The sequence below is a fragment of the Prosthecobacter vanneervenii genome (genome assembly GCF_014203095.1).
Lineage (GTDB): Bacteria > Verrucomicrobiota > Verrucomicrobiia > Verrucomicrobiales > Verrucomicrobiaceae > Prosthecobacter > Prosthecobacter vanneervenii.
Genome location: NZ_JACHIG010000017.1, coordinates 13,162 through 32,836 on the forward strand (window position 1 = coordinate 13,162; position 19,675 = coordinate 32,836).

Below are 19,675 nucleotides of genomic sequence, written 5' to 3' on the forward strand. Positions count from 1 at the left end.
GCCTGCCACGATGGCTGCCCGTTTAATGAAAAATAAGAAATCCCGCATGGCGGCAAAGCTTATCGCAAATGTTGGCCGCGCATAGGTGTTGTTTTGTGATTGGAGCCAGCTGTGCTGAAAGCATCGGAATATGCAGAGTCAGCGCAAAGACGGCGGCTTGGGGAAGGGGGCGCTGAAGTTTTGATAGCCCAAGAAACGAAAGCTGACATCGTAGTCAGGAGGGAGATCATCTTATGCGAATCACTCTTTCACTGCTCGGTCTAGTGTTTGCCCAACTGACGTATGGAGCGGATGCCCTCACTTATGAGGGCTACGAGCGGGATCGCGTTTTGATTCGGTCCACCTATCGCTTGGTGGAGTCAAAGATTAATGCCTCCAGTGGAGAAGCCGGTCAGGCCGCCCAGCGGATCTTCAAAAACATCAGGTTTGTCGGTCTCACTCGTCAGCAGGTTCTGGGGATTCTCGGGGATCCGAAGACGATCAGCGATTACGGAATCGCGGCAGATGGCGCAGCCGACAGCCCGCTGACCTACCGCTTTGACTCAGGATTCGGCGGATGGGAATACACCCTTCGATTCGCGAAGGGTGTTGTCACGCAAGTGGACGAGCGGGGTTTGAACTGAGTGCATGTGCACAGAGACAGGGGGCTTGACGTGTGGTCGTGGGATGGGTGTGGCGAAAGCCCGCCCGTTCTTCAGCGGGTTGATGGCGCTGTGGCGTACGGACGTCCTCGCGGTCGGGCGGTTTGGCGGAGGGCTTTTTGTGTGTTGGAGAGTGTTTGGTGCGCCAAACACACCCCAACCTACGGCCGGAAAGCGCGGCGCGTGATTTGAGCGCCGGGTTATGGAATCACACCACGTGCAGCTGAAAACGGGGCTCATCATCCGTGAAAGCCCAGCACTCCCGCATCGTCGAGCGTTCTCGATCCATCCGTAAACACGCCGCAGGTGGGGGGATCAAGATGATCCCCCTCCGTCGGCTCGTGCTTCCGCCAGCAAACCCCTTTTTCAGCGCAGCGTGCTATCACTTCTTTTTGGCAGCGGCCTGGCTTGCGGTCATTTTGGCGGCGGCTTTTTCGGCGTCGTTGATGAGTTGCTTGTAATCTTTGACGGTGCCGGAGCCGGTGTGGGCGGCGAGCTGGGTGCCGTCTGGGGCGGCGATGACGACGAAGGGGAGGTATTCGCCGTCGGCTTTGAAGTGGCGGTTGAAGAGATCGAAGGTGCTGAGGTCATCGAAGTCCACGTCGGCGTAGATGTACCGGGTGTCGGAGAGAGGAAGCTCGTTTTTTGTGATCATGCTTTTGAGCTGCTGGCAGTTGCCGCAGTTTTCACGGCCGAGCTGGACGAAGAGGAACTTGCCCTGGGTGCGTGCGGCTTTGATGGCGGCCTTGAGGCTGGTGATGCCGGCGGGTGGGCCGGCGAAGGCGGTGGCGGCGACGAAGAGGGCGAGGGCGGTGAGGAGGGATTTCATGGTGGGAGTTAAAAATTTAAAGTTTCAGGTTTAAAGTTGGATGGCCGCCAAGAGGCGCGAGAGGGAACAAAAAGAAGACGTGGGAAAGAAGTAGAAAAGGCAGGGGTGGGTGCGTTTAGATGGGGCCAACCCATTTTTACAAACATGCTTTTCCGCCCGATCTCTCTGCTTTTCGTTTTGTCTCTGGCTGCCGCTGCGGCGGAGGCTGTGCCTGAGTTTAAGGGCTCGATTGAGCGGCTGGATCCGGCGCTGGATGGGCTGATCGCGCCGGGGACGGGGATCGAGGTGCTGGCGTCGGGCTTTAACTGGTCGGAGGGGCCGGTGTGGCGGGATGGCGGCCTTGTGTTTTCAGATGTGCCGGAGAATACGGTGTTTGGCTGGAAGGAGGGTGACACGGCGGCGAAGGTGGTGCTGAAGCCGAGCGGGAGCCTGAGCGGCGATGGGCAGGGCTCGAACGGATTGCAGGTGGATGCGCAGGGAAATCTCATCCTCTGCCAGCATGGCGAGCGCCGTGTGGCGAGGCTGGAGAAGGACGGGAGCTTCACGCCGCTGGCGGACAAGTATGAGGGCAAGCGCTTTAACAGCCCGAATGATCTGACGATCGCGAAGAGCGGGGTGATCTTTTTCACGGATCCGCCTTACGGCCTGAAGAAGGGTGAGACGCCGGAGCTGCCGCAGCATGGGGTGTACTCGGTGACGCCTGGGGGGAAGGTGTCGCTGGTGGTGGGGGACATCCGCTTTCCGAACGGGATCGCGCTGAGCCCGGATGAGAAGACGCTGTATGTGGCGGTGTCTGACCCGAAGGACACGCGGGTGATGGCGTATGATCTGCAGGCGGATGGCAGCGTGAAGAACGGGCGTGTGTTTTTCAATGCGCAGGGGCTGAAGAGCCCGGAGCGCAAGGGCGGCTGCGACGGGATGAAGGTGGATGCGCAGGGGAACCTCTGGACGACGGGGCCGGGCGGGGTGCTGGTGATCAGCAAAGAGGGCAAGCACCTGGGCAGCATCCTGACAGGGCAGGCGACGGCGAACTGTGCGTTTGGCGGTGCGGACCGCAGCACGCTGTACATCACGGCGGACATGTTTCTGCTGCGGGTGAAGACGCTGGCGAAGGGGCTGTGAGGTGTGGCTGCCCCCAGGATCGTCAAAGACCTATCCTCCAGTGCCATACGGCGGGCGCGAGATTCACGCAGATCACTGTGATGATGATAAGTCCGTAACGCAGATAGCGAACGTCCCAGCGGGTCAGGCTCCAGGGCCTGCGAAGCAAGACGAGCACTGCGATGCTCCAGTAGGCGATGGAACCGTATAGGAAACCATGCCAGCACTCGATGCTTGGATACATCGGCCCTTGCAGGACCCAAAGCAGAAACTGTATCACGACGCCCGACCACAGAAGCACGCGGACCTTGGGGTCGAACTTCATGTCGGCGTTCAGTTTCATGCTGGTTGTGCGAGGTGGCTGGGGTGTTGTTATACCGGATCGGAGCGCCGGGATGCCATCACAAATGTGACGATTGAACAGGCCGAGCATGGGGTGGAAGAATCCGCGTCCGAGGTGTGGGGAGGATGGCCGTGTGGAATTGTGTGAGGTGTGCCAAAGTACTTGGCCTGAGATGCGTTTTGAGGTGTAGTGACTGTGATGAGCGAGACTGCGACAGCGAGCGCCCCGATGACTCCGAGCTTTGCGCCGGTGGCGCAGCGCGTGCAGGTGTGGGTGGTGCTGCGGCGGTGGCTGGCGGTGCTGCGGATGACGCTGGTGCCGGCGTCCCTGTGCATGGTGCTGCTGGTGCTGGCGGGGCTGCGCGGTGCGGGCTTTGCTTTCTCTCCGTGGCTGGGGCTGCTGCTGTGGGTGGCGGGTTGCCTGGGCTATGTGTGGTGGCGGAGGCCGGGGGAATTTAGCGCGCTGGCGCTGTGGGATGAGGCGGCGGGCAGGCGCGAGGCGTTTGCTTCGGCGTGGTGGTTTGAGCAGCGTGCGGAGGAGGGCGCGGAGGCGCGGGCGCACATCGCGGCGCAGCGTGCGGTGCTGGGGCAGGCGTGGCCTGCAGCGCTGCGGCGGGATCTGCCGCTGAGGCCGGATCGCTGGCTGGTGCTGCCGGTGGTGATCGCGCTGCTGGGCAGTGGCGTGAGCGCGGTGCTGGCCCCGGTTTCGGATGAGGTGCCGATGGATGCGGAGATGACGCGCAAGGCGGCTGAGGAGGCGCGGCGGCTGGCGCAGACGGAGTGGGAGAAGAAGAAGCTGGCCGGGCTGAAGGAGGACGAGGAGAAGAAGATGGAGGAGCTGAAGCAGAAGCTGCAGCAGACGGTGGCGGAGCTGGCGCAGGCGGAGGGCAAGGATGCTCGCAGCGTGCTGGCAGAGCTGGAGCGCCGGGCACGCGATGCGGAGAAGCTGGCGGAGGAGATGGGGCGCGGGCAGGAGGACTGGGCTTCTGAAAAGCTGGTGGAGGAACTGCGCAAGCACGCTGACACGGCGGATCTGGGCGATGCGGTGGCGGCGCACAAGGCGCAGATGGCGGCCCAGGCCGCACAGGCGCTGGCGGAGCAGCTGAAGTCCCCGCAACTGACGGCGGAGGCTAAGGCACGCATGGGCGAGACGCTGAAGGATGCGCAACGAGAGGCGGATGCGGAGGACCGCAAGCGCACGGTGGGCCAAGGCGTGCTCTCAGCTGCGGATGAGATGCAGCAGGGACGACCGGCGGGTGCGGGAAAGGAATTTGAAAAGCTGGCGGAAAAGCTGCGCGAGCTGGGGATGCGCGAGCAGGCGCAGAAGGAGCTGCAGCAACTGGCGCAGCAACTGCGGGAGTCTGGCAGCAAGATCGCCGGACAGCAGGAGGGCGAGAGCGGGGCGATGCAGCAAATGAGCCAGGCGGGGCAGCAGGGCGATGGTGGCTCTGACCAGCAGGGGCAGCAAAACACGCCGCAGGTGGGACAGGCGCAGCAGGGACAGCAGCAGATGAATCCGCCTGGGATGGGGCAGAGCGGGCAGCAGAATCAAATGATGCAGCAGCAGCCGCAGGGAGGTGCGGGCTCTCAGCAGCAGCAGATCCAGATGGGGCAGGCGCAGCAGGGACAGGCGGGCAAGGAGGGGCAGCCGGGAGACGGGCAGCCGATGCTGCTGGCACCGATCCCGGGCGGGGCCAATCCAGGCGACAAGCCGCCGACGATGATCATCGAGAGCGAGGGTGCGCCGCAGGACCCGCAAGGGCCGATGCTGACGATGCCGGGTTCCGGCCTGAATGCGGGGCAGGGGAAGGCGGACCTGAACAACACGCCGACGGAGCGGACGAAGACGGATCAGCAGAGCGTGGTGCGCGCGCAGCAGGGCAGCGAGGGGCAGAGCACGGTGCGCAGCGTGCAGGGCGGTGCGCGCAAGGAGGATGCCGCACGCGGTGCCACGCAGACGGCGCTGGAGGCGATCCAGGCCGAGGAGGCGGCGCTGGATGAGGCCGCGCTGCCACCGGCGCGCCGCGAACAGGTGCGGCGGTATTTTAATGAGCTGCGGAAGCGGTTTGAGGGAAAGTGAAGGGGGCGGTGCTTTGACGGCCGCAGGTCTCTGCAACCAAGTGAAAAGCCAACCATTGTCAGGTCAGGAAGTCATGAAAGCCATTAATCAAAAAGAACTGGCGGGGCATTTGATCGTGATGCGCCGCACGAAGGGGCATGTCAGCGCCTGGGAGCATCATCGAAGGCATCCGCTGCGGTTGATAATTTTCATTGCAGTGATGGCGCTGATCTATGCCCTGGGTGAGAAGTTTGAGCTCAGTGGGCTCAGCGGAGGTGTGCTGGGCATTATCATGGGGGTTTTTGCACGAGACAGTGCCTACGCCAGGCGGTCGGAGTCCAGCTGGGAGGTGTTTGAGCGATTCATCGATTGGAATGAAGTGGAGAAGTGCGAGAATGAACCATGATGAGGCAGCAGCTGTTGAATGCTGCTTTCCGGTTGTGAGAGGCTGCATGCAAGTGATGCCCTGCGCCGAATTTTGAAGTGTGCTCTGACGACAGGTGGCCGGGGTATGCTATGGTCGCTCAATTGCTCTATGGATTACCTTCCACTTCTGCCCTTTCTGGTATGCATGGTGATGGTGGGCATCATCCATCACCGCTATCTGCGACGCGTGGAGGCTGCCTATGCCAGGCGTGGGCTGGCCCTGCCGGATACTTCAAAGCTGCCTGCAGGCAGCCGAACTGGAGGGGCGTGGTGGGCCTTTTATCCTCTGCCTGATGATCAGCCGGATCTGGCTGAAGAGAAGCGGCTGATCTTGAAGGCGGTCAGCCGCAAGACATGGCCGGTGGTGATCATCTGTATGACACTGTTTTTTACGACTGCGATCTGGCTTTCGTTTTGCGGGTGCCGGTGATGGGGGCGCGCTGGATGAATGGGTGGGATGAGTTTGGGGCGGCGCAAAGTGGTCCGCACAGTCCTCTGTGCGGCTCGTGAGGCCCTGAGTGGTGAGCTACTCAAGGCTTGCGCAGAAACCCAGTACTTCTTCTCCGGCGATGTGATGGCAAAGCTGCGCGAAGGAGGTGGAAGAATAGAGAACGCTGGGCAACGCGTGCCGCACAGGGGACTGTGCGGACCACTATGGGGGAGCGCTGGGGGTTGCGGTGTTGCAGTGGAGGGCTCGTGAGTCAGGGGGCTGGCGTGCCGCACAGGGGACTGTGCGGACCAGTGCGCTGTGAAGCTGCACGATCCTCCGGGGTGTGAGACCCCGGCCATCTGGAACCGTGTTCTGGGTGAGAACTTGAAGTAACTGCGCCGCCGCGAGGCGGGGTGGGGAGCAACGGAAAGAACCTGACAGACAACAACGAGAGTGAACACGATTCGGCCACAACACGACGGCGAGCCAGCTGGTCAAGAGCGAAGCCCTGATGCGATAAGCATCAGCCCACGACGTGGAGACACGGGACCTGTGGTGGGGAGTGTTGGGGTGGTTGGTGGTCGTATGTCAGGCAAGGATGGTGCCGTGAACACAGGAGGTCTGCCAGCGCAGGAACGTCGTGAGACGGCTGGCAGAAGTCAGAGTCATCATAGTAGCGGTGAAGTGGGTAATGACCATGGAGCGAAGGATGACAGGAAAGAAGACCGTCTCAGCGAAAGGCTAAGCGAAGCCCCATCATCGCCAGTCCCGGCAACGGGTAAGCAAGATGAAGAAGGCCTGTGGCAGCGCCACAAGGCCCAACGCGGAGTCTGGAGTGAGAAGATGCTCATGGCCCTCGAAAGAGGGATCAAAGGAGGAGTGTGGTTCAGTCTGATCGACAAGATCTACGCTGAACGCACGCTGCAACTGGCCTGGGAACAAGTGCAGTCCAACGCAGGGGCCTGCGGCGCGGACTGCATGACGGTGGCGCACTTTGCCAAAGACAGCCAAACGCGGCTGCTCGCCGTCAAAGAGCACCTCACCAAAGGCAGCTACCAGCCCAAGCCAGTCAGACGGGTTTACATCCCAAAACCGGGCAGCAGCGAGAAGAGGCCGTTGGGCATCCCGACGGTCACGGATCGTATCGTGCAGACCGCCGTGAAGATGGTCATAGAGCCGATCTTCGAGCGCGAGTTCGCCGAGCACAGCTATGGATTTAGACCCGGGCGCAGTTGCAGGAGTGCCCTTCGCCGCGTGGAGGAGCTGCTGCAAGGCGGCCTGGTCCATGTGGTGGATGTGGACATCAAGGGGTGTTTTGACAGCATCCCGCACCAGCGCCTGATGGAGCTGGTGGGGGAGCGCATCGCCGACGGGCGGGTGCTCGTGCTGATCGAGAGCATGCTCAAGCAGGGCATCATGGAGCAGGCGGGAGAGATGGAGCCGGAAGAGCGCGATGAGGGCACGCCGCAAGGCGGAGTCATCAGCCCGCTGCTGGCAAACATCTACCTCAACCCGTTGGACCACCTGATAAGCAGAAGCGGCATTGAAATGGTGCGCTACGCCGACGACATGGTCATGCTTTGTCGAGACGCGCAGACGGCACACTCCGTCCTGCAAACCCTGCGAGAGTGGATGGCCCAGGCCGGGTTGGAACTGCATGCGCAGAAGACGAAGATCGTGGACATGGGGCAGCCCAGAGCACACTTCGACTTCCTCGGCTACCGGTTCTGGCACGGCAAGACCAGCGGGCGCATCCGCCGGGTCATCCGTCCCAAGAGCTTGAAGAAGATCAGGGAGACGCTCAAGCCGTTTATGCGGCGCACCAGCGGTCAGAGCATGAGCGCGATCGCGCACCTGCTGCGGCCCCGGCTGGCAGGCTTCTTCAACTACTTCAAGCATGCCACCGCTAGTTCGCTGGCGGAGGTGGACCAATGGGTGCGAGGGCGTTTGCGCAGCATCCTGCGCAAACGTGCAGGGCACCGTGGAAAGGGACGAGGACTCGACCACCACCGCTGGCCCAACAGCTACTTTGTCAGGCTGGGTGTCTTCAACCTGGAAGAGGCCCGGAAACTGGAACTCATGAGTCTGCGTGTAGCAGCCAACTTCTGACCGGAGAGCCGGATGCGGGAAAACTGCCAGTCCGGTTCGGAGGGAGGGGCGGCGTTCATCGCGCCGTCCCTACCCCTATCTATGGGGGAGCGCTGGGCAGCACGTGCCGCTCAGGGGACTGTGCGGACTGCTTGGCTGGCGCATCGTGCGATGCCCGGCAGGGGGTGGTGTGGCTACGTGATTATTAAAAGCGTCCGCCGTTCTTTGTTTTTAGAACGGCGCACTTTTTTGAGCGCCTGCGATGCTCCAGGCCCGAATCTTCGGACGCGGCGCAGGGGTTCACCGCCAGCTTGGATACAGACCTTTTTTCCACAGGCTGTGGCATCAGCCGCCGGAGGCGCGCTGGATGCGGGCGGGGACGTCGTTGATGCTGAAGCCTGCTTCGCGCAGGGCATCCCAGACTTTGACGAGAACGCCGAGGGCCGAGGTGGTGTCTGCCTGCAGCTCCAGCTTGATGCCAGGCTTGGCGGCTTTCAGCGACGTGATGGCTTCTGCGAGGTTCTCAAGCTCCACGGGCTGGCCGTCGAGGAAGATCTTCTGCTTCTCGTCGATGCTGATGGGTACGCGTGTCTCGGCCACCTGGGCTTCGCCACCGAGGGTCTTGGACTCGGGGAGGGTGATCTTCACCTGTGTTTTGTCTTTTTTAAACGTCGTGGTGGCGATGAAGAAGATGAGGAGGATGACCATGATGTCGATGAGCGACACGATGGGGATCATCGGCACAGGGCGGCGTTTGGGGCGGAGGTCCATGTCAGGGGGCGGTGGTCAGGGGCCGGTTCTCAGTCACTAGTGGTGTGGGCTCAGGCTGCCGGGCGCTGGACCTCAAAGTGCTGGTAGAAATGCTGGATGACCTCCTGCATGACGGACTCCACACGCACTGCGAGGGCGTCCAGACGACGGGTGAAATAGGTGTGTGCGAGCACGGAAGGCACGGCGACAAACAGACCCGCGATGGTGCAGCGCAGCGCCACGCCGATCTCGTGAGCGATGACGGTGGTGTCCGGGCCCTCTCCGGTGCCGAAGGCGGAGAACATGCCCACCAGGCCTGCGGTGGTGCCGAGGAGGCCGAGGAGGGGAGCCACGGTGATGAGCACCTCAAGGAGCGGGATGCCGCTCTCCAGGCGGTGGATCTCCTCGCGGGCCTTGATGGCGCAGGCGTCATGGCACTCCTGCTTGCTGGTGAAGGCGCCGCTGATGGCCATGCTGCCGAGGCGAGCGAGCATGGAGGCATCATTGGAGAGAAACTCCTGCAGCGGGCGGATGTCGCCCTTTAGAGCATAATTTGGGATGGCCCGGAGCTGGCTGACGACGGAATTGGGCATGACGATCTGCGGCCGCATCTGCAGCCAGGAGAGGATGGAGGCGCCGATGGCGGCCATGGAGCAGAGCACGATGAGCGCCATGACAAAGCCGCCTGTGGCGAGGAACTCATAGAGGAGCTGCAGGCCGGAAGGCTGCGCGGCGGCCGTGGCGGTCTTTTCAGCTGCCGCAGTGGCGGCGGCAGCCAGCATGGGGGAGACGGCGGACTGGACGATCAGATCAGTAAATGAGCACATTGTATTCTACTTTGAGGCGCTCCTGATCATTCATCGGGAGCGAGGGGATCACGTCTGCAGGCATGGGGGGGATGTCCGCATCTCGGATCGCCTGCAGGGTGAATCCGGTGAGGATGGGATTGGAATCTTTGTCGTTCACGATGCGGAGGTCTTCGACCTTGCCCTGCTTGTTGACGAAGAAGACGACTTGGAGGCTGCCGTACGTGACGCCATCGCGGCGGAGGAGGCGGTAAACGTGCCACTTCTTTTCCACCTGGCCGGTGACCTGCCGGATGTAGCGCCCTTTTGGCGTGGCCTCGGCGTCCACGGAGTCTTCGGTGCCGCGGGTGGAGATGGTGCCCTTGGTCTGCGATCTGCGTGTGAAGGGAGTGAAGGAATTGGGGGCCTGGTTTGGCGTAGTGCGGGTGATGACCTCGTCATCCAGCACGGGCAGGGCTTTGGGCACGGGCTTCTGCGGCATGGACTCCGGAGGGGACTGCTGCGCCATCTCGGGCTTGGGCGTGGGGGCGGGCTCGGCCTTGGGATCTGTGGTGGGCGGTGCGTCGGGCTTCTTCTGCATCGCGTCCGGTTTTTTGACCTCGATGGGGAGGAGGTTTTTGTCCACCTTGGCGAGTTCCTTGTCGGCCTCCTCCATCATCTTGGTGAGCGGGGTGTCGTCGGGCTTGGCCTTGGCTATCTGCTGTGGGGCTGGCTTTGCCGGCTGAAACTGGGACGCCGTCTGCTGGGGCTTCATCTCTGTGCGAGGAGCCTCCGGGGCGGGGGGCTGCGGCGGCTGGGGCTGCAGCATGGGGATGGAGCGCTCGGGGGACTTGGGTCTGGCGTCGTCTTTCAGGTCGCCGTCATGGTGGTCGCGGTCGGCGAGTTCACGGGTGGGGATCTTGAGCCCGTTCATGGTGGGCAGGGGCTCGGTGCCATCAGGAGGCGGGGCCATCCTGGTGGAGGCCTTGGTGTTTCTATCCGCGATGAAGGAAGGATTTTTGGGTGCGCTGTCCGCCTCCTGGTTCTGGGAGGTTCGCATGTAAACCTCCGGCTTTCGCGGGGGTGGTGTCGGTGGTGGAGGTGGCTTTGGCTTTACCGGCTCAGGCGGAGGCATGAGCTGCTCCGGGAAGATGAGGGTGACCTCTTTCTCTTTGGGCGGCTGGTGCGCCTGCTTCCAGAGCTTGTGCGCTGACTCCTGGGCAAACAGCCACGCTAGCAGCACGAACAGCAGCGCATGCACCACGATGGTGCCCGTGATGGCGATGCGCAGGTTGTTATTGCTGCTGTTGTTGAAGTTGTCTGGCTGGGAGAGCGCGGTCACAAAGGGCAAAACTCAGGTGGCTGCCGCGGCCTGCCAAAAAGCAGGCGCAGCCCCACCCCCGCATAGTGCCCCCCACGCCCTAAGAAGCAAATCCAGAATGATCCCCCCGACACGCCACTCAGGGCATCCCGTGTGTCCCTTGAGGGCACAGGGCCTGGCTGAGCGGACGGCGGGCCCAAAAACAAAAAGGGCCCCCGGTGTGCGGGGGCCCTTTGAGGGAAGTCGATTTTGGAGAGGAGGCCTTACTTCACCACCGCCTTGAAGACGATGGGGATGATGAGGATGGCGAGGATGTTGACCACCTTGATCATCGGGTTCACGGCAGGACCTGCGGTGTCCTTGTAGGGGTCCCCCACAGTGTCGCCGGTGACGGCTGCCTGATGGGCAAAGCTGCCTTTGCCGCCGTGGTTGCCCTCTTCGATGTATTTCTTGGAATTGTCCCAGGCACCGCCGGCGCTCGTCATGGAGATGCCGACAAAGAGGCCGGTGACGATGGTGCCGATGAGCACGCCGCCGAGAGCCTCCATGCCGAGGTAGGACACACCGATGACGAAGATGAGCGGGAGCAGGGCGGGCACGATCATCTGGCCGAGGGCGGCCTTGGTCACGATGTCCACGCACTGGGCGTAGTCGGGCTTTTCGGTGCCGTTGAGGATGCCTGGCTTCAGGCCGATCTGGCGGCGGACTTCCATGACGACGGAGCCAGCGGCGCTGCCGACGGCGCTCATGCAGAAGGAGGTGAAGAGGAAGGGCAGAAGGCCGCCGATGAACATGCCGATGACCACGCGGTGGTCCATGAGGTCGAAGCTGACCTTGTGACCGACGAAGGCCTGAAGGTCCTCGACATAGGAGCCGAAGAGCACCATGGCGGCGAGACCGGCGCTGGCGATGGCGTAGCCTTTGGTGACGGCCTTCATGGTGTTGCCCACGGCGTCGAGCTCGTCGGTGATCTTGCGCACGCCTTCCGGCAGGCCGGACATGACGGCGATGCCGCCGGCGTTGTCAGTGATGGGGCCAAAGGCGTCCAGGGAGATGACGATGCCGGAGAGGGAGAGCATGGAGACCACGGCGATGGCGATGCCGTAGAGGCCGGCGAGATCGTAGCAGTACCAGATGGAGGCGGCGATGGCCAGGACGGGGAGGAGGGTGGCCTGATTGCCGATGCTGATGCCGGCGATGATGTTGGTGGCGTGGCCGGTTTCGGAGGCCTTGGCGATCTTGCGCACGGGGCCGTAGTGGGTGCTGGTGTAGTAGTTGGTGATCCAGACGACGAGCAGCGTCATGACGAGGCCGACGACGGCGCAGTAGAAGAGATTGGCATGGGCCACGGCGATGCCGCCGATCTTGAGGCCTTCAGGGAAGATGGCGCCGGTGGCCCACCAGAAGAGGCCTGCAGCGGCCAGACCCGCCACCACCACGCCGCAGACGAGGGAGGTCGTGGCTTCCTGCTTGATGAAATTGACCCAGCCGATGCCGATCAGGGAGGCGATGATGGCCAGACCGCAGAGCACGAAGGGGTAGATGACGGCGGCCTCGGTGCCGACGGTGAGGTGGCCGACGAGCACGCCGCCGATAAGGCTGACGGCGTAGGTTTCGAAGACGTCTGCGGCCATGCCGGCGCAGTCGCCCACGTTGTCACCCACATTGTCGGCGATGGTGGCGGGATTGCGGGGATCGTCTTCATTGAGGTTCTGCTCGTTTTTACCCACGAGGTCGGCGCCGACATCGGCCGCCTTGGTGTAGATGCCACCGCCGAGACGGGCGAAGACGCTGATGAGGGAGCTGCCGAGGGCCAGACCGACGAGGGAGTCGATGGCGTGCTTGGCGTGGTCCACCGCGCCGCGAACCACCAGATAGAACACACCGACGGAGAGGAGGCCGAGAGCCACGACGAGGAGGCCGGTGACTGCACCGCCATTGAAGGCGACCTTGAGCGCGGGATGGCTGCCCACGGAGGCGGCCTGCGCCGTGCGCACATTGGCGCGGACCGCGATCATCATGCCGATGTAGCCAGCGGCGAGGGAGCAGACTGCGCCGACCACAAAGCCTGCGGCTGTGAGCCCGCCACGCAGATACCAGACGGCGGCCAGGATGACGACTGCGATGAGGCTGACGGAGACGATCTGGCGATTAAGATAGGCCTTGGCACCCTGCTGGATGGCGCTGGCGATCTCATGCATCTTTTCATTTCCTGCATCTGAACCCACCACCTGGCGGATGAGGATGAACGCAAACACCAGCCCCACGACAGCGAGGGCGATGGCGAGAGTGATGCCGTTGGTCAGCAAGAATGAAGGAGCCATGTGATCAGTTGATGGATGAAGTGTAGGAACGTGAAACGGAGCAATGAATCGCGCCGCCCGGGGGCCTTCCAGGTTGGTCGGACCGGGCCGGGTAAAGCCGCGAACTTTAGCAAGTCGCAAATTTGTGGCAAGAACTTGCGCAGAGTTTTCGAAAATGTCTGATTGCCAAGGGGAATGGGGCTGGTGATGGCACCTAGGTGGAAATGCCCGGAAAGCTATTCCAATCGTCTCCCAGTCTCAGGTTTCTTGTCTTTGCTGATACAAGCCAGGTTCACCGGCGGCTTCTTCCGTTTTCAGGAAGCTGGGAGCTGAATGGTCGTTAGCAACTGATACAGCGGACGATGAATATAAAAATTACTGCGACCGATCTTCTCTTTCTCCAGAAAGCCCGCTGCTGTCCTTTGCTTCCTGGATAGCCAAAGTATCCACCAGAATGGCCGGATTGGGCAGTGCCGCACAGACCCCTTTAAGCTCCGCCAGGCTGCGGTGAGCATCCCGCAAGGCCTTCCACACTTTCGCCGTTTCCAGTGAGTGCAAATTTGGCAGGGGCAAAGGTTTGAGCAAAGTCATGACCTGTTAAGAAAATTGGTTTTTTTGAACAGATGGTGCCCGATATGTAAAGGAACCGGCCTTTCTTTAACATTTCTGCGCCGCAGAAACCCGCTCCCCCATTACACCCCTCACTTCTTTTTCTCCCTCATCAGCTCCCGCAAAATGAGGTTGGGGAAGCGGCGGCTGGGGGTGATGGCGTAGAAGGTTTCTTTGATCTGGGGGAAGCGGTGGCGCTCGACGAGGGTGCCGGTTTCGAGTTCGTCTTTGACGACGACGGGGGGGACGAGGGTGACGCCGTGGGTCTCGCGGGCCATGAGGCGGAGCATGGCCATGTCGTCCACCTCGGCGGCGATGATGGGGCGGATGCCGCTCTGGTCCATGAGGATGTCGAAGGCGGTGCGGATGCTGCTTTCGAGGCTGGGGAGGACGATGGGGGTCTTGCGCAGGTCCTCGGGGAAGCGAAAGGGGCGCATGCCGCGCTTTTTGTGGCCCACGAGGCTGACGGACTGCTCATCGAGGAGGTGGCTGTGGAAGCCGGTTTCGGCATCGCGGCGCACGGGGGTGTTGGAGAGGACGACGTCGAGCTTGTGGTTTTGGAGCTGGGCGAGGAGCTCGCGCAGGGTGCCGGAGTGGATGATGAGCTCGACATCATCCCGGGGGATGAGAGGGCGGAGGAAGCTGAGCTGGAAATTGCGGGAGAGGTTTGAGGCGGCACCGACGCGGAGGAGGCCGCGGCCGCGACCGGCATGGTTTTTGAGCACGTCTGAGAGCTCCTCGCCGCTGCGGAAGATGGCGTGGGCGTACTCCAGGGCGATGCGCCCGGCCTCGGTGAGCATGAGGGTCTTGTGCTTGCGCTCAAAGAGGGCCTGCCCGAGGCTGGTCTCCAGGCTGCGGAGCTGGACGCTGAGGGCGGACTGGGAGAGCTTGAGCTGTTTTGCCGCCTTGGTGAGGCTTCCTTCCATGGCGATGGCACGAAAGTAGCGAAGGTGGTGGTAGTTTAAAAATGCCATGACAATCCTTTTATCAAAGCGAACGATGTCTGCCAATTCTTGAAATGGAACGAATTGATTCCCTGTCTCAGGAATCAGGTGTCATAATCCCTCTTCTTGTCTCTTATCCGCCTATGAATCCGCCCTCCATGAAACGTGTCTCCATCATCTGCGCACCTGCTGTGGAGGAGCACGTGACGGCGCTGCTGGAGGAGATCGGTGCCGAGGGGCAGATGATCGTGCCCGTGCGTGGCATTGACGGCCAGAACACCGACGACGATGGAGAGCCGGCTGAAACCGCCAAGCTGCAGATCGAAGTCACCCTCGACCCCGACCGTGCCGAAAAGCTCCTCCAGCGCATCCAGAGCGATCTCATCGCCGCCTCTTCCGCCATCGCCGCCTATGAGAGTGACATCCCGGAGGAAGATCCTGCTGAAAGCCATGTGACAACTGCCGAGGAGCAGGCGCGACTGACACCGGACGAGGTGCTGCAGCAGTTTAAAGACGGCAACAGGCGCTTCCGCAGCGGCCATATTACCCGCCGTAATCATCCGGAGCAGGTGCGCAAATCTGCCGTGGGGCAGTTCCCCAAGGCTGTGGTGCTGAGCTGCCTGGACAGCCGTGTGCCGGTGGAGGACGTGTTTGACCAGGGGATCGGCGATGTCTTTGTGGCGCGTGTGGCCGGGAACCTGGTGAATGAGGACATCCTGGGCAGCATGGAGTTTGCGTGCAAGGCAGCCGGGGCCAAGATGATCCTGGTGATGGGGCACCAGCACTGCGGTGCCATCCGCGGGGCGATTGATGATGTGCAGATGGGAAACCTGACGAGCCTGCTGGCAAAGATCAAGCCTGCGGTGGTGATGAGCAAGGACTTCCCGGGTGAGCAGATCTCCTCCAACCCGCTGTACATGCGCCATGTGGCGCGCAACAATGTGCGCTATGCGCTCTCCCAGATCCGCACGCGGAGCCCCATCCTGAAGGAGATGGAAGAAAAGGGGGAGATCAAGATCGTGGGTGCGTTTTACCGCCTGACGGACGGGACGCTGGAGTTTATTGAGTAGTCTGGCACGTGGGAACGGAGTGCAGCGAGGGCTGCCGCCGCTGCTTTTTGAAACGTGGAGGGAGGTCAGATCTCACCACGTGGCTGACCAGTAGATGATCTCGTTTCTCTGAAGGCTGATCGCCACGCCGTGACAGAAGAGATAGGAATGGTTCTGCTGTTTTTGCTCGGATGTCAGAATGGGATCAAATACCATGATCTCATAGTCCGGAGGAAAGGGGGCTTTTGTGGGCTCGTCGCCGGTGTAGAAGAAGGTGGTGGCCATGCCATCGGGCTGGAGCGAGTGCTCCTTGTGGCTGCCGCCGTGGAAGGATGCGGTGCGTTGCGACAAAGACTGGCTGTACAGCGAACGGATCTGCTCCGCCGGGCGCTGGAGCCTCAGCTGCATGTACCAATGGCCGCTCCCCACTCCGGGGAAGTAGCAGAATTTTTTGAGGGTCGCATCTGCGGGGATCTCCGCAGGGAAGTGTGGTGCCCAGGTGCGCTGAAACTTGGCGAGGTATTTGGGATAGGCGTCGAGGCTGCGCACCTGCGAAGGGTTGAACATCCGATAGATGAACAGGGCGAGTCCACCGAAAGCGAGGATCGCCAGGACTAAAAGAAGGAGGAGGAGGGGCTTCAGTTCCTGCAGCAGCACGGAGCCACGCCCCGTGTGCCCGGTGGCGGCGCTATCTTGCTGGGCGGCAGGCGGGGGCTGGGCGGGTGCAGGCGAGGAGCCACCGGTGTCTGGATTCATGAGGCATCAAGGTCTGGCTACGACTGAAGAAGCCAGAATGAACTGGTTGCCCAGGGCAGAGGGAGGTGGGCTGAACTGGAAGTGATCAGCGGCCTTTGGTTTTGACCTTGGTGTATTTGACGTAGGGCTCGAATTTGTAGTGGGTGGGCATGATGATGCCGCGCTTGCCGAGGATGGTGATCTCGCTGTCGGCGGCTTCGCGGCCGGGGTGGCCGGTCCAGGCCCACTGCCAGCCTTCATTGGCGATGAAGAGGCCACCGCGCTCGTGGCCATCGCGAATGATGCCGATGGTCTTGAGGCGCTCCGGGGCGACGTAGTAGATGCCTTTGGAGGACTGGGCTTCGGGCTGATAGATGCCGGCGGGGAGGGTGAACTGGCCGCCTGGGTAGGTGCAGTCCACCGCCTGGGAAACCCGGATGGAGGGCAGGCCGGGAGGGCAGCGCTCGAGGTCGCGGGGCTTGGTGGCGCAGGAGGCGAGAACGACGAGCGAGAGCAGGCTGGTGAGGAGGTGCTTCATGAGAGGTGGCGGATTTTTAGCAGAGGATGAGGCGTGGGGAAAGGGGGGAGTGCGGGGAAGATGAGGGAGGGGGGAATTATGATTTATGATTTACGATTTATGATTTACGATTTGTGATTGATGATTTGTGGATGCTGGATGCTGGATGCGGCGAGGAAGAGGAAGAGGAAGAGGAAGAGGAAGAGGAAAGCGGGGAAGAAATATTTGCTTGTGATTTTGAAAAGGGTCCCAAGGGGTTTTGAAAAACCACGATTATGAAGGAGGCTGATTTTCATCTGGCGGCGCATTCGCCCCTGGTACATTTCGAGACCTGCACGAAGGTGCAGAACGCGACGACGAAGAGGCTGGAGACGCCGAAGGCAAATGTGCTGCAGCGGCGGATGGGAGAGGCGGTGGAGGTGCTGAATGCGCTGGGGGTGCCGGCGATACGGATCATCGTGACGAAGACGCGGCAGTGCGGGGGGACGACTTTCAGCGTGGAGGTGATCTACCACCTGTGCCAGCAGCGGAACACGGATGCGCTGATCCTGGCAAACATCAGCGCAAACAGCCAGGGCATCCTGGAGAGGATGCGGACCTTTAGCGAGAATGACCGGTTTCCATGGCAGAACCCGCTGGCGCCGAGGGAGACGCGGATGAAGTGGGAGAACGGGAGCACGGCGACGATCACGAGCGCGGAGTCGATGAATCCGGGGATCTCAAGACCGAGGCAGGCGGTGCTTTTCAGCGAGAGCGCAAAGTATCCGCGCGGCGGGGTGAAGGATGACAAGAAGATCATGGCATCGATCCTGCCGTCTCTGAATGATGCGGGGCTAGCGATCGCGGAGAGCACGCCGGACGGGGCGAGCGGGTGGCACTATGAGACGTGGCAGGGGGCGCTGGAGCTGGAGGATTTCGTGCGTGCGTGGCAGGCGGGGGATCGTGCGCCGGGGAACGGGTGGGTGAAGGTCTTTGCGGCGTGGTATGAGTTTCCGGAGAATGTGAAGCCGGTGACGGAGGAGATGCGGGCGCGGCTGGAGGCGACGCTGACGGCACGTGAGGCGAACGGACGTGCGCGCTATGGATGGACGCATGAGCAGATGGCGTGGCGGCGTGCGATCATGGAGGCGGAGTGCTCGGGCTCGGAGGAGACGTTTGATGAGTACTATCCGGAGGATGAGGTGAGCTGCTTTCTTTCCTCCGGCAGGCCGCGCTTTAATGTGGCGGCGCTGCGGCGGCTGGAGCTGGGGGCGCGGCTGCATGAGCCGGTGACGGGGGCGCTGGTGGAGATGGAGAATGAGACGGTGGTGTTTCAGGGGGATGCGTCGGGCTTTGGGTGCTTTCAGGTGTGGGAGCCGCCACGGCCAGGGTGCAGCTACCTGGTGTGGTGCGATCCGATGACGGGCGAGGACCAGACGTGCAGCGGGGATCCGGACCGGCACTCGATCGGGGTGCTGCGCACGGCGTACTCGGAGGCGGGCGGTGCGTGCTACAAGGATGCGGTGGTGGCGCGTGTGCGGCCGCCTTTTACGGGGACGACGAAGCTGACGGCGGAGTGCATCGCGCTGCTGTCTGCGTATTACGGCGGGGCGCTGGTGGTGCTGGAGGTGAACATGGGGCTGCATGTGCTGGAGCGGCTGAAGGACGCGGGCGTGCCGCTGTACAAGCGCCAGGTGGTGGACCCGTATGACCGGGAGAAGCAGAGCTACATGCTGGGCTGGAAGCTGAAGGACCGCGATCAGCGGAGAGAGGTGATCGACGGTCTGGCGCTGGCGTTTCTCAACGGGACGCTGGATGTGTGGTGCCCGCATCTGCTGACGGAGTGCCGGAACTTTATGTGGAGCAAGAACGGGCGCGAGCAGGCCCGTGCGGGCTGCCACGATGATGATGTGCTGGGACTGGCGATGGCGCTGCGCTGCAAGGGCAGTGCGACGCTGTACCGGCAGGCGGTGAGAAGGAGGAGGAGGCCGATGGATTATCGGCGGGTGGAGGGGTAGGGATTGAAAAGCTGAAAGCTAAAAGCTGAAAACTGAAAATTGGCTCTGGGTGATGACGGTGTGGATGGATCGAGGAAGAGGAAGAGGAAGAGGTCTGAATGGCTGAGGTGTAGGGTGGGGGCCTATTGAGTGTCTGGTGGCGGTGGGCGGGAGAATTGTGTGATTATTTTTATGACGTGAGACGTCGAATGTTTGTCTGTGATTGATGGCGCAATGATGCGCGAAGCTGCCAACCGATGATTTTTTGTTATGAATGCTGATGCTGTGATTTCTGCTGCGTGGATGCCGCTGGTGGCTGCGGGGAGTGCGGGTGCTGGGACGATGACTGCTGCCAAAGAGGTGGAGGATGCGACCAGCGGTGTGATGGAGCACTGGATGAGCGAGGAGGAGCTGCGTGAGCTGATGAAGGAGTTTGAGGCGCATGCGGAGAAGCTGGACCGCAAGCTGACGGAGGATGAGGAGGTGCGGAATTTTCAGGTGTTCTTTGGCGCGATGCGCGATGCGCTGGGCGAGGTGGGCACTTTCAGCGAGGACATGACGGACGATGAGGCGGACTTTATCTCGAAGAGCCAGGCGGATGCGGCGCGGGTGATGCGGGTGCTGACTCGCGTGCCGGTGACGCGGGAGATCGCGGGCGCGGTGCTGGCGGCGTGCGAGGCGCTGGGCTCTGAGCATGCGGTGCTGTTTTACGGGAAAGAGGGGCGCGCGGTGGTGTTTAGCAACGGGGACTTCTGCCACGAGGAGTGAGG

20 protein-coding genes are annotated in these 19,675 nt (G+C 61.9%); 10 read left to right on the forward strand and 10 right to left on the reverse strand.

Annotated elements, in window-relative coordinates; translation table 11 throughout:
* The first annotated feature begins 233 nt into the window (after positions 1–233).
* Positions 234–623: a hypothetical protein gene (locus HNQ65_RS24795; protein WP_184344227.1), complete on the forward strand. Its 390-nt coding sequence runs from the start codon at positions 234–236 to the stop codon at positions 621–623.
* 400 nt (positions 624–1,023) lie between these two features.
* Here HNQ65_RS24795 and HNQ65_RS24800 read toward each other — a convergent pair whose 3' ends face one another.
* Entirely contained in the window at positions 1,024–1,470 is a 447-nt protein-coding gene (locus tag HNQ65_RS24800) for a thioredoxin family protein (protein ID WP_184344229.1), read from the reverse strand.
* Positions 1,471–1,614: 144 nt separating this feature from the next.
* Here HNQ65_RS24800 and HNQ65_RS24805 point away from each other — a divergent pair, with 144 nt between their 5' ends.
* The gene (locus HNQ65_RS24805; RefSeq protein WP_184344231.1) at positions 1,615–2,592 is read left to right on the forward strand and encodes an SMP-30/gluconolactonase/LRE family protein; all 978 of its coding nucleotides are present in this window, start codon (positions 1,615–1,617) and stop codon (positions 2,590–2,592) included.
* A 22-nt stretch (positions 2,593–2,614) separates the two neighbouring features.
* Here the strand turns inward: HNQ65_RS24805 and HNQ65_RS24810 are convergent, their stop codons facing one another.
* A complete protein-coding gene (locus HNQ65_RS24810; protein WP_184344232.1) occupies positions 2,615–2,914 on the reverse strand; it encodes a hypothetical protein in 300 nt (99 codons plus the stop codon).
* 198 nt (positions 2,915–3,112) lie between these two features.
* On the opposite strand from HNQ65_RS24810, the gene HNQ65_RS24815 reads away from it, so the two are divergent.
* From HNQ65_RS24815 to ltrA, 4 genes are all read left to right on the forward strand, one after another.
* A complete protein-coding gene (locus HNQ65_RS24815) occupies positions 3,113–4,993 on the forward strand; it encodes a hypothetical protein (RefSeq protein WP_221306290.1) in 1,881 nt (626 codons plus the stop codon).
* A 40-nt stretch (positions 4,994–5,033) separates the two neighbouring features.
* A complete protein-coding gene (locus tag HNQ65_RS24820) occupies positions 5,034–5,378 on the forward strand; it encodes a hypothetical protein (protein WP_184344241.1) in 345 nt (114 codons plus the stop codon).
* A 129-nt stretch (positions 5,379–5,507) separates the two neighbouring features.
* Positions 5,508–5,828 carry a hypothetical protein gene (locus HNQ65_RS24825; RefSeq protein WP_184344243.1) on the forward strand — a complete coding sequence of 107 codons (321 nt, stop codon included), beginning with the start codon at positions 5,508–5,510 and terminating at the stop codon, positions 5,826–5,828.
* An 849-nt stretch (positions 5,829–6,677) separates the two neighbouring features.
* Entirely contained in the window at positions 6,678–7,937 is a 1,260-nt protein-coding gene (ltrA, locus tag HNQ65_RS24830) for a group II intron reverse transcriptase/maturase (RefSeq protein WP_221306291.1), read from the forward strand.
* 324 nt (positions 7,938–8,261) lie between these two features.
* Here the strand turns inward: ltrA and HNQ65_RS24835 are convergent, their stop codons facing one another.
* From HNQ65_RS24835 to HNQ65_RS24860, 6 genes are all read right to left on the reverse strand, one after another.
* Positions 8,262–8,687 carry an ExbD/TolR family protein gene (locus HNQ65_RS24835; protein WP_184344247.1) on the reverse strand — a complete coding sequence of 142 codons (426 nt, stop codon included), beginning with the start codon at positions 8,685–8,687 and terminating at the stop codon, positions 8,262–8,264.
* Between the two features lie 50 nt (positions 8,688–8,737).
* The gene (locus HNQ65_RS24840) at positions 8,738–9,493 is read right to left on the reverse strand and encodes a MotA/TolQ/ExbB proton channel family protein (protein ID WP_184344249.1); all 756 of its coding nucleotides are present in this window, start codon (positions 9,491–9,493) and stop codon (positions 8,738–8,740) included.
* A complete protein-coding gene (locus tag HNQ65_RS24845) occupies positions 9,477–10,793 on the reverse strand; it encodes an energy transducer TonB (protein WP_184344251.1) in 1,317 nt (438 codons plus the stop codon). Before HNQ65_RS24845 ends, HNQ65_RS24840 begins: the two co-directional genes overlap by 17 nt.
* 242 nt (positions 10,794–11,035) lie before the next feature.
* Positions 11,036–13,096 (reverse strand): sodium-translocating pyrophosphatase, encoded by a 2,061-nt coding sequence (locus HNQ65_RS24850; protein WP_184344253.1) that lies wholly within the window; start codon positions 13,094–13,096, stop codon positions 11,036–11,038.
* Between the two features lie 354 nt (positions 13,097–13,450).
* The gene (locus HNQ65_RS24855) at positions 13,451–13,666 is read right to left on the reverse strand and encodes a Fic/DOC family N-terminal domain-containing protein (RefSeq protein WP_184344255.1); all 216 of its coding nucleotides are present in this window, start codon (positions 13,664–13,666) and stop codon (positions 13,451–13,453) included.
* A 110-nt stretch (positions 13,667–13,776) separates the two neighbouring features.
* Positions 13,777–14,658 (reverse strand): LysR family transcriptional regulator, encoded by an 882-nt coding sequence (locus HNQ65_RS24860; protein ID WP_184344257.1) that lies wholly within the window; start codon positions 14,656–14,658, stop codon positions 13,777–13,779.
* A gap of 128 nt (positions 14,659–14,786) precedes the next feature.
* Between HNQ65_RS24860 and HNQ65_RS24865 the strand changes: the two genes are divergently transcribed.
* Positions 14,787–15,698 (forward strand): carbonic anhydrase family protein, encoded by a 912-nt coding sequence (locus HNQ65_RS24865; protein WP_221306292.1) that lies wholly within the window; start codon positions 14,787–14,789, stop codon positions 15,696–15,698.
* A 72-nt stretch (positions 15,699–15,770) separates the two neighbouring features.
* Here HNQ65_RS24865 and HNQ65_RS24870 read toward each other — a convergent pair whose 3' ends face one another.
* On the reverse strand, positions 15,771–16,433 hold the full coding sequence (locus HNQ65_RS24870; RefSeq protein WP_184344259.1) for a hypothetical protein: 663 nt from the start codon (positions 16,431–16,433) through the stop codon (positions 15,771–15,773).
* A gap of 85 nt (positions 16,434–16,518) precedes the next feature.
* A complete protein-coding gene (locus HNQ65_RS24875) occupies positions 16,519–16,950 on the reverse strand; it encodes a hypothetical protein (RefSeq protein WP_184344261.1) in 432 nt (143 codons plus the stop codon).
* A 113-nt stretch (positions 16,951–17,063) separates the two neighbouring features.
* Here HNQ65_RS24875 and HNQ65_RS26890 point away from each other — a divergent pair, with 113 nt between their 5' ends.
* The 3 genes from HNQ65_RS26890 (at position 17,064) to HNQ65_RS24885 (ending at position 19,673) form a co-directional block, all read left to right on the forward strand.
* On the forward strand, positions 17,064–17,192 hold the full coding sequence (locus HNQ65_RS26890; protein ID WP_281382154.1) for a hypothetical protein: 129 nt from the start codon (positions 17,064–17,066) through the stop codon (positions 17,190–17,192).
* Between the two features lie 12 nt (positions 17,193–17,204).
* Positions 17,205–18,926, forward strand: coding sequence for a hypothetical protein (locus tag HNQ65_RS24880; RefSeq protein ID WP_184344263.1), 1,722 nt, complete (start codon positions 17,205–17,207; stop codon positions 18,924–18,926).
* A 249-nt stretch (positions 18,927–19,175) separates the two neighbouring features.
* Positions 19,176–19,673, forward strand: coding sequence for a hypothetical protein (locus HNQ65_RS24885; protein WP_184344265.1), 498 nt, complete (start codon positions 19,176–19,178; stop codon positions 19,671–19,673).
* Positions 19,674–19,675: the final 2 nt, after the last annotated feature.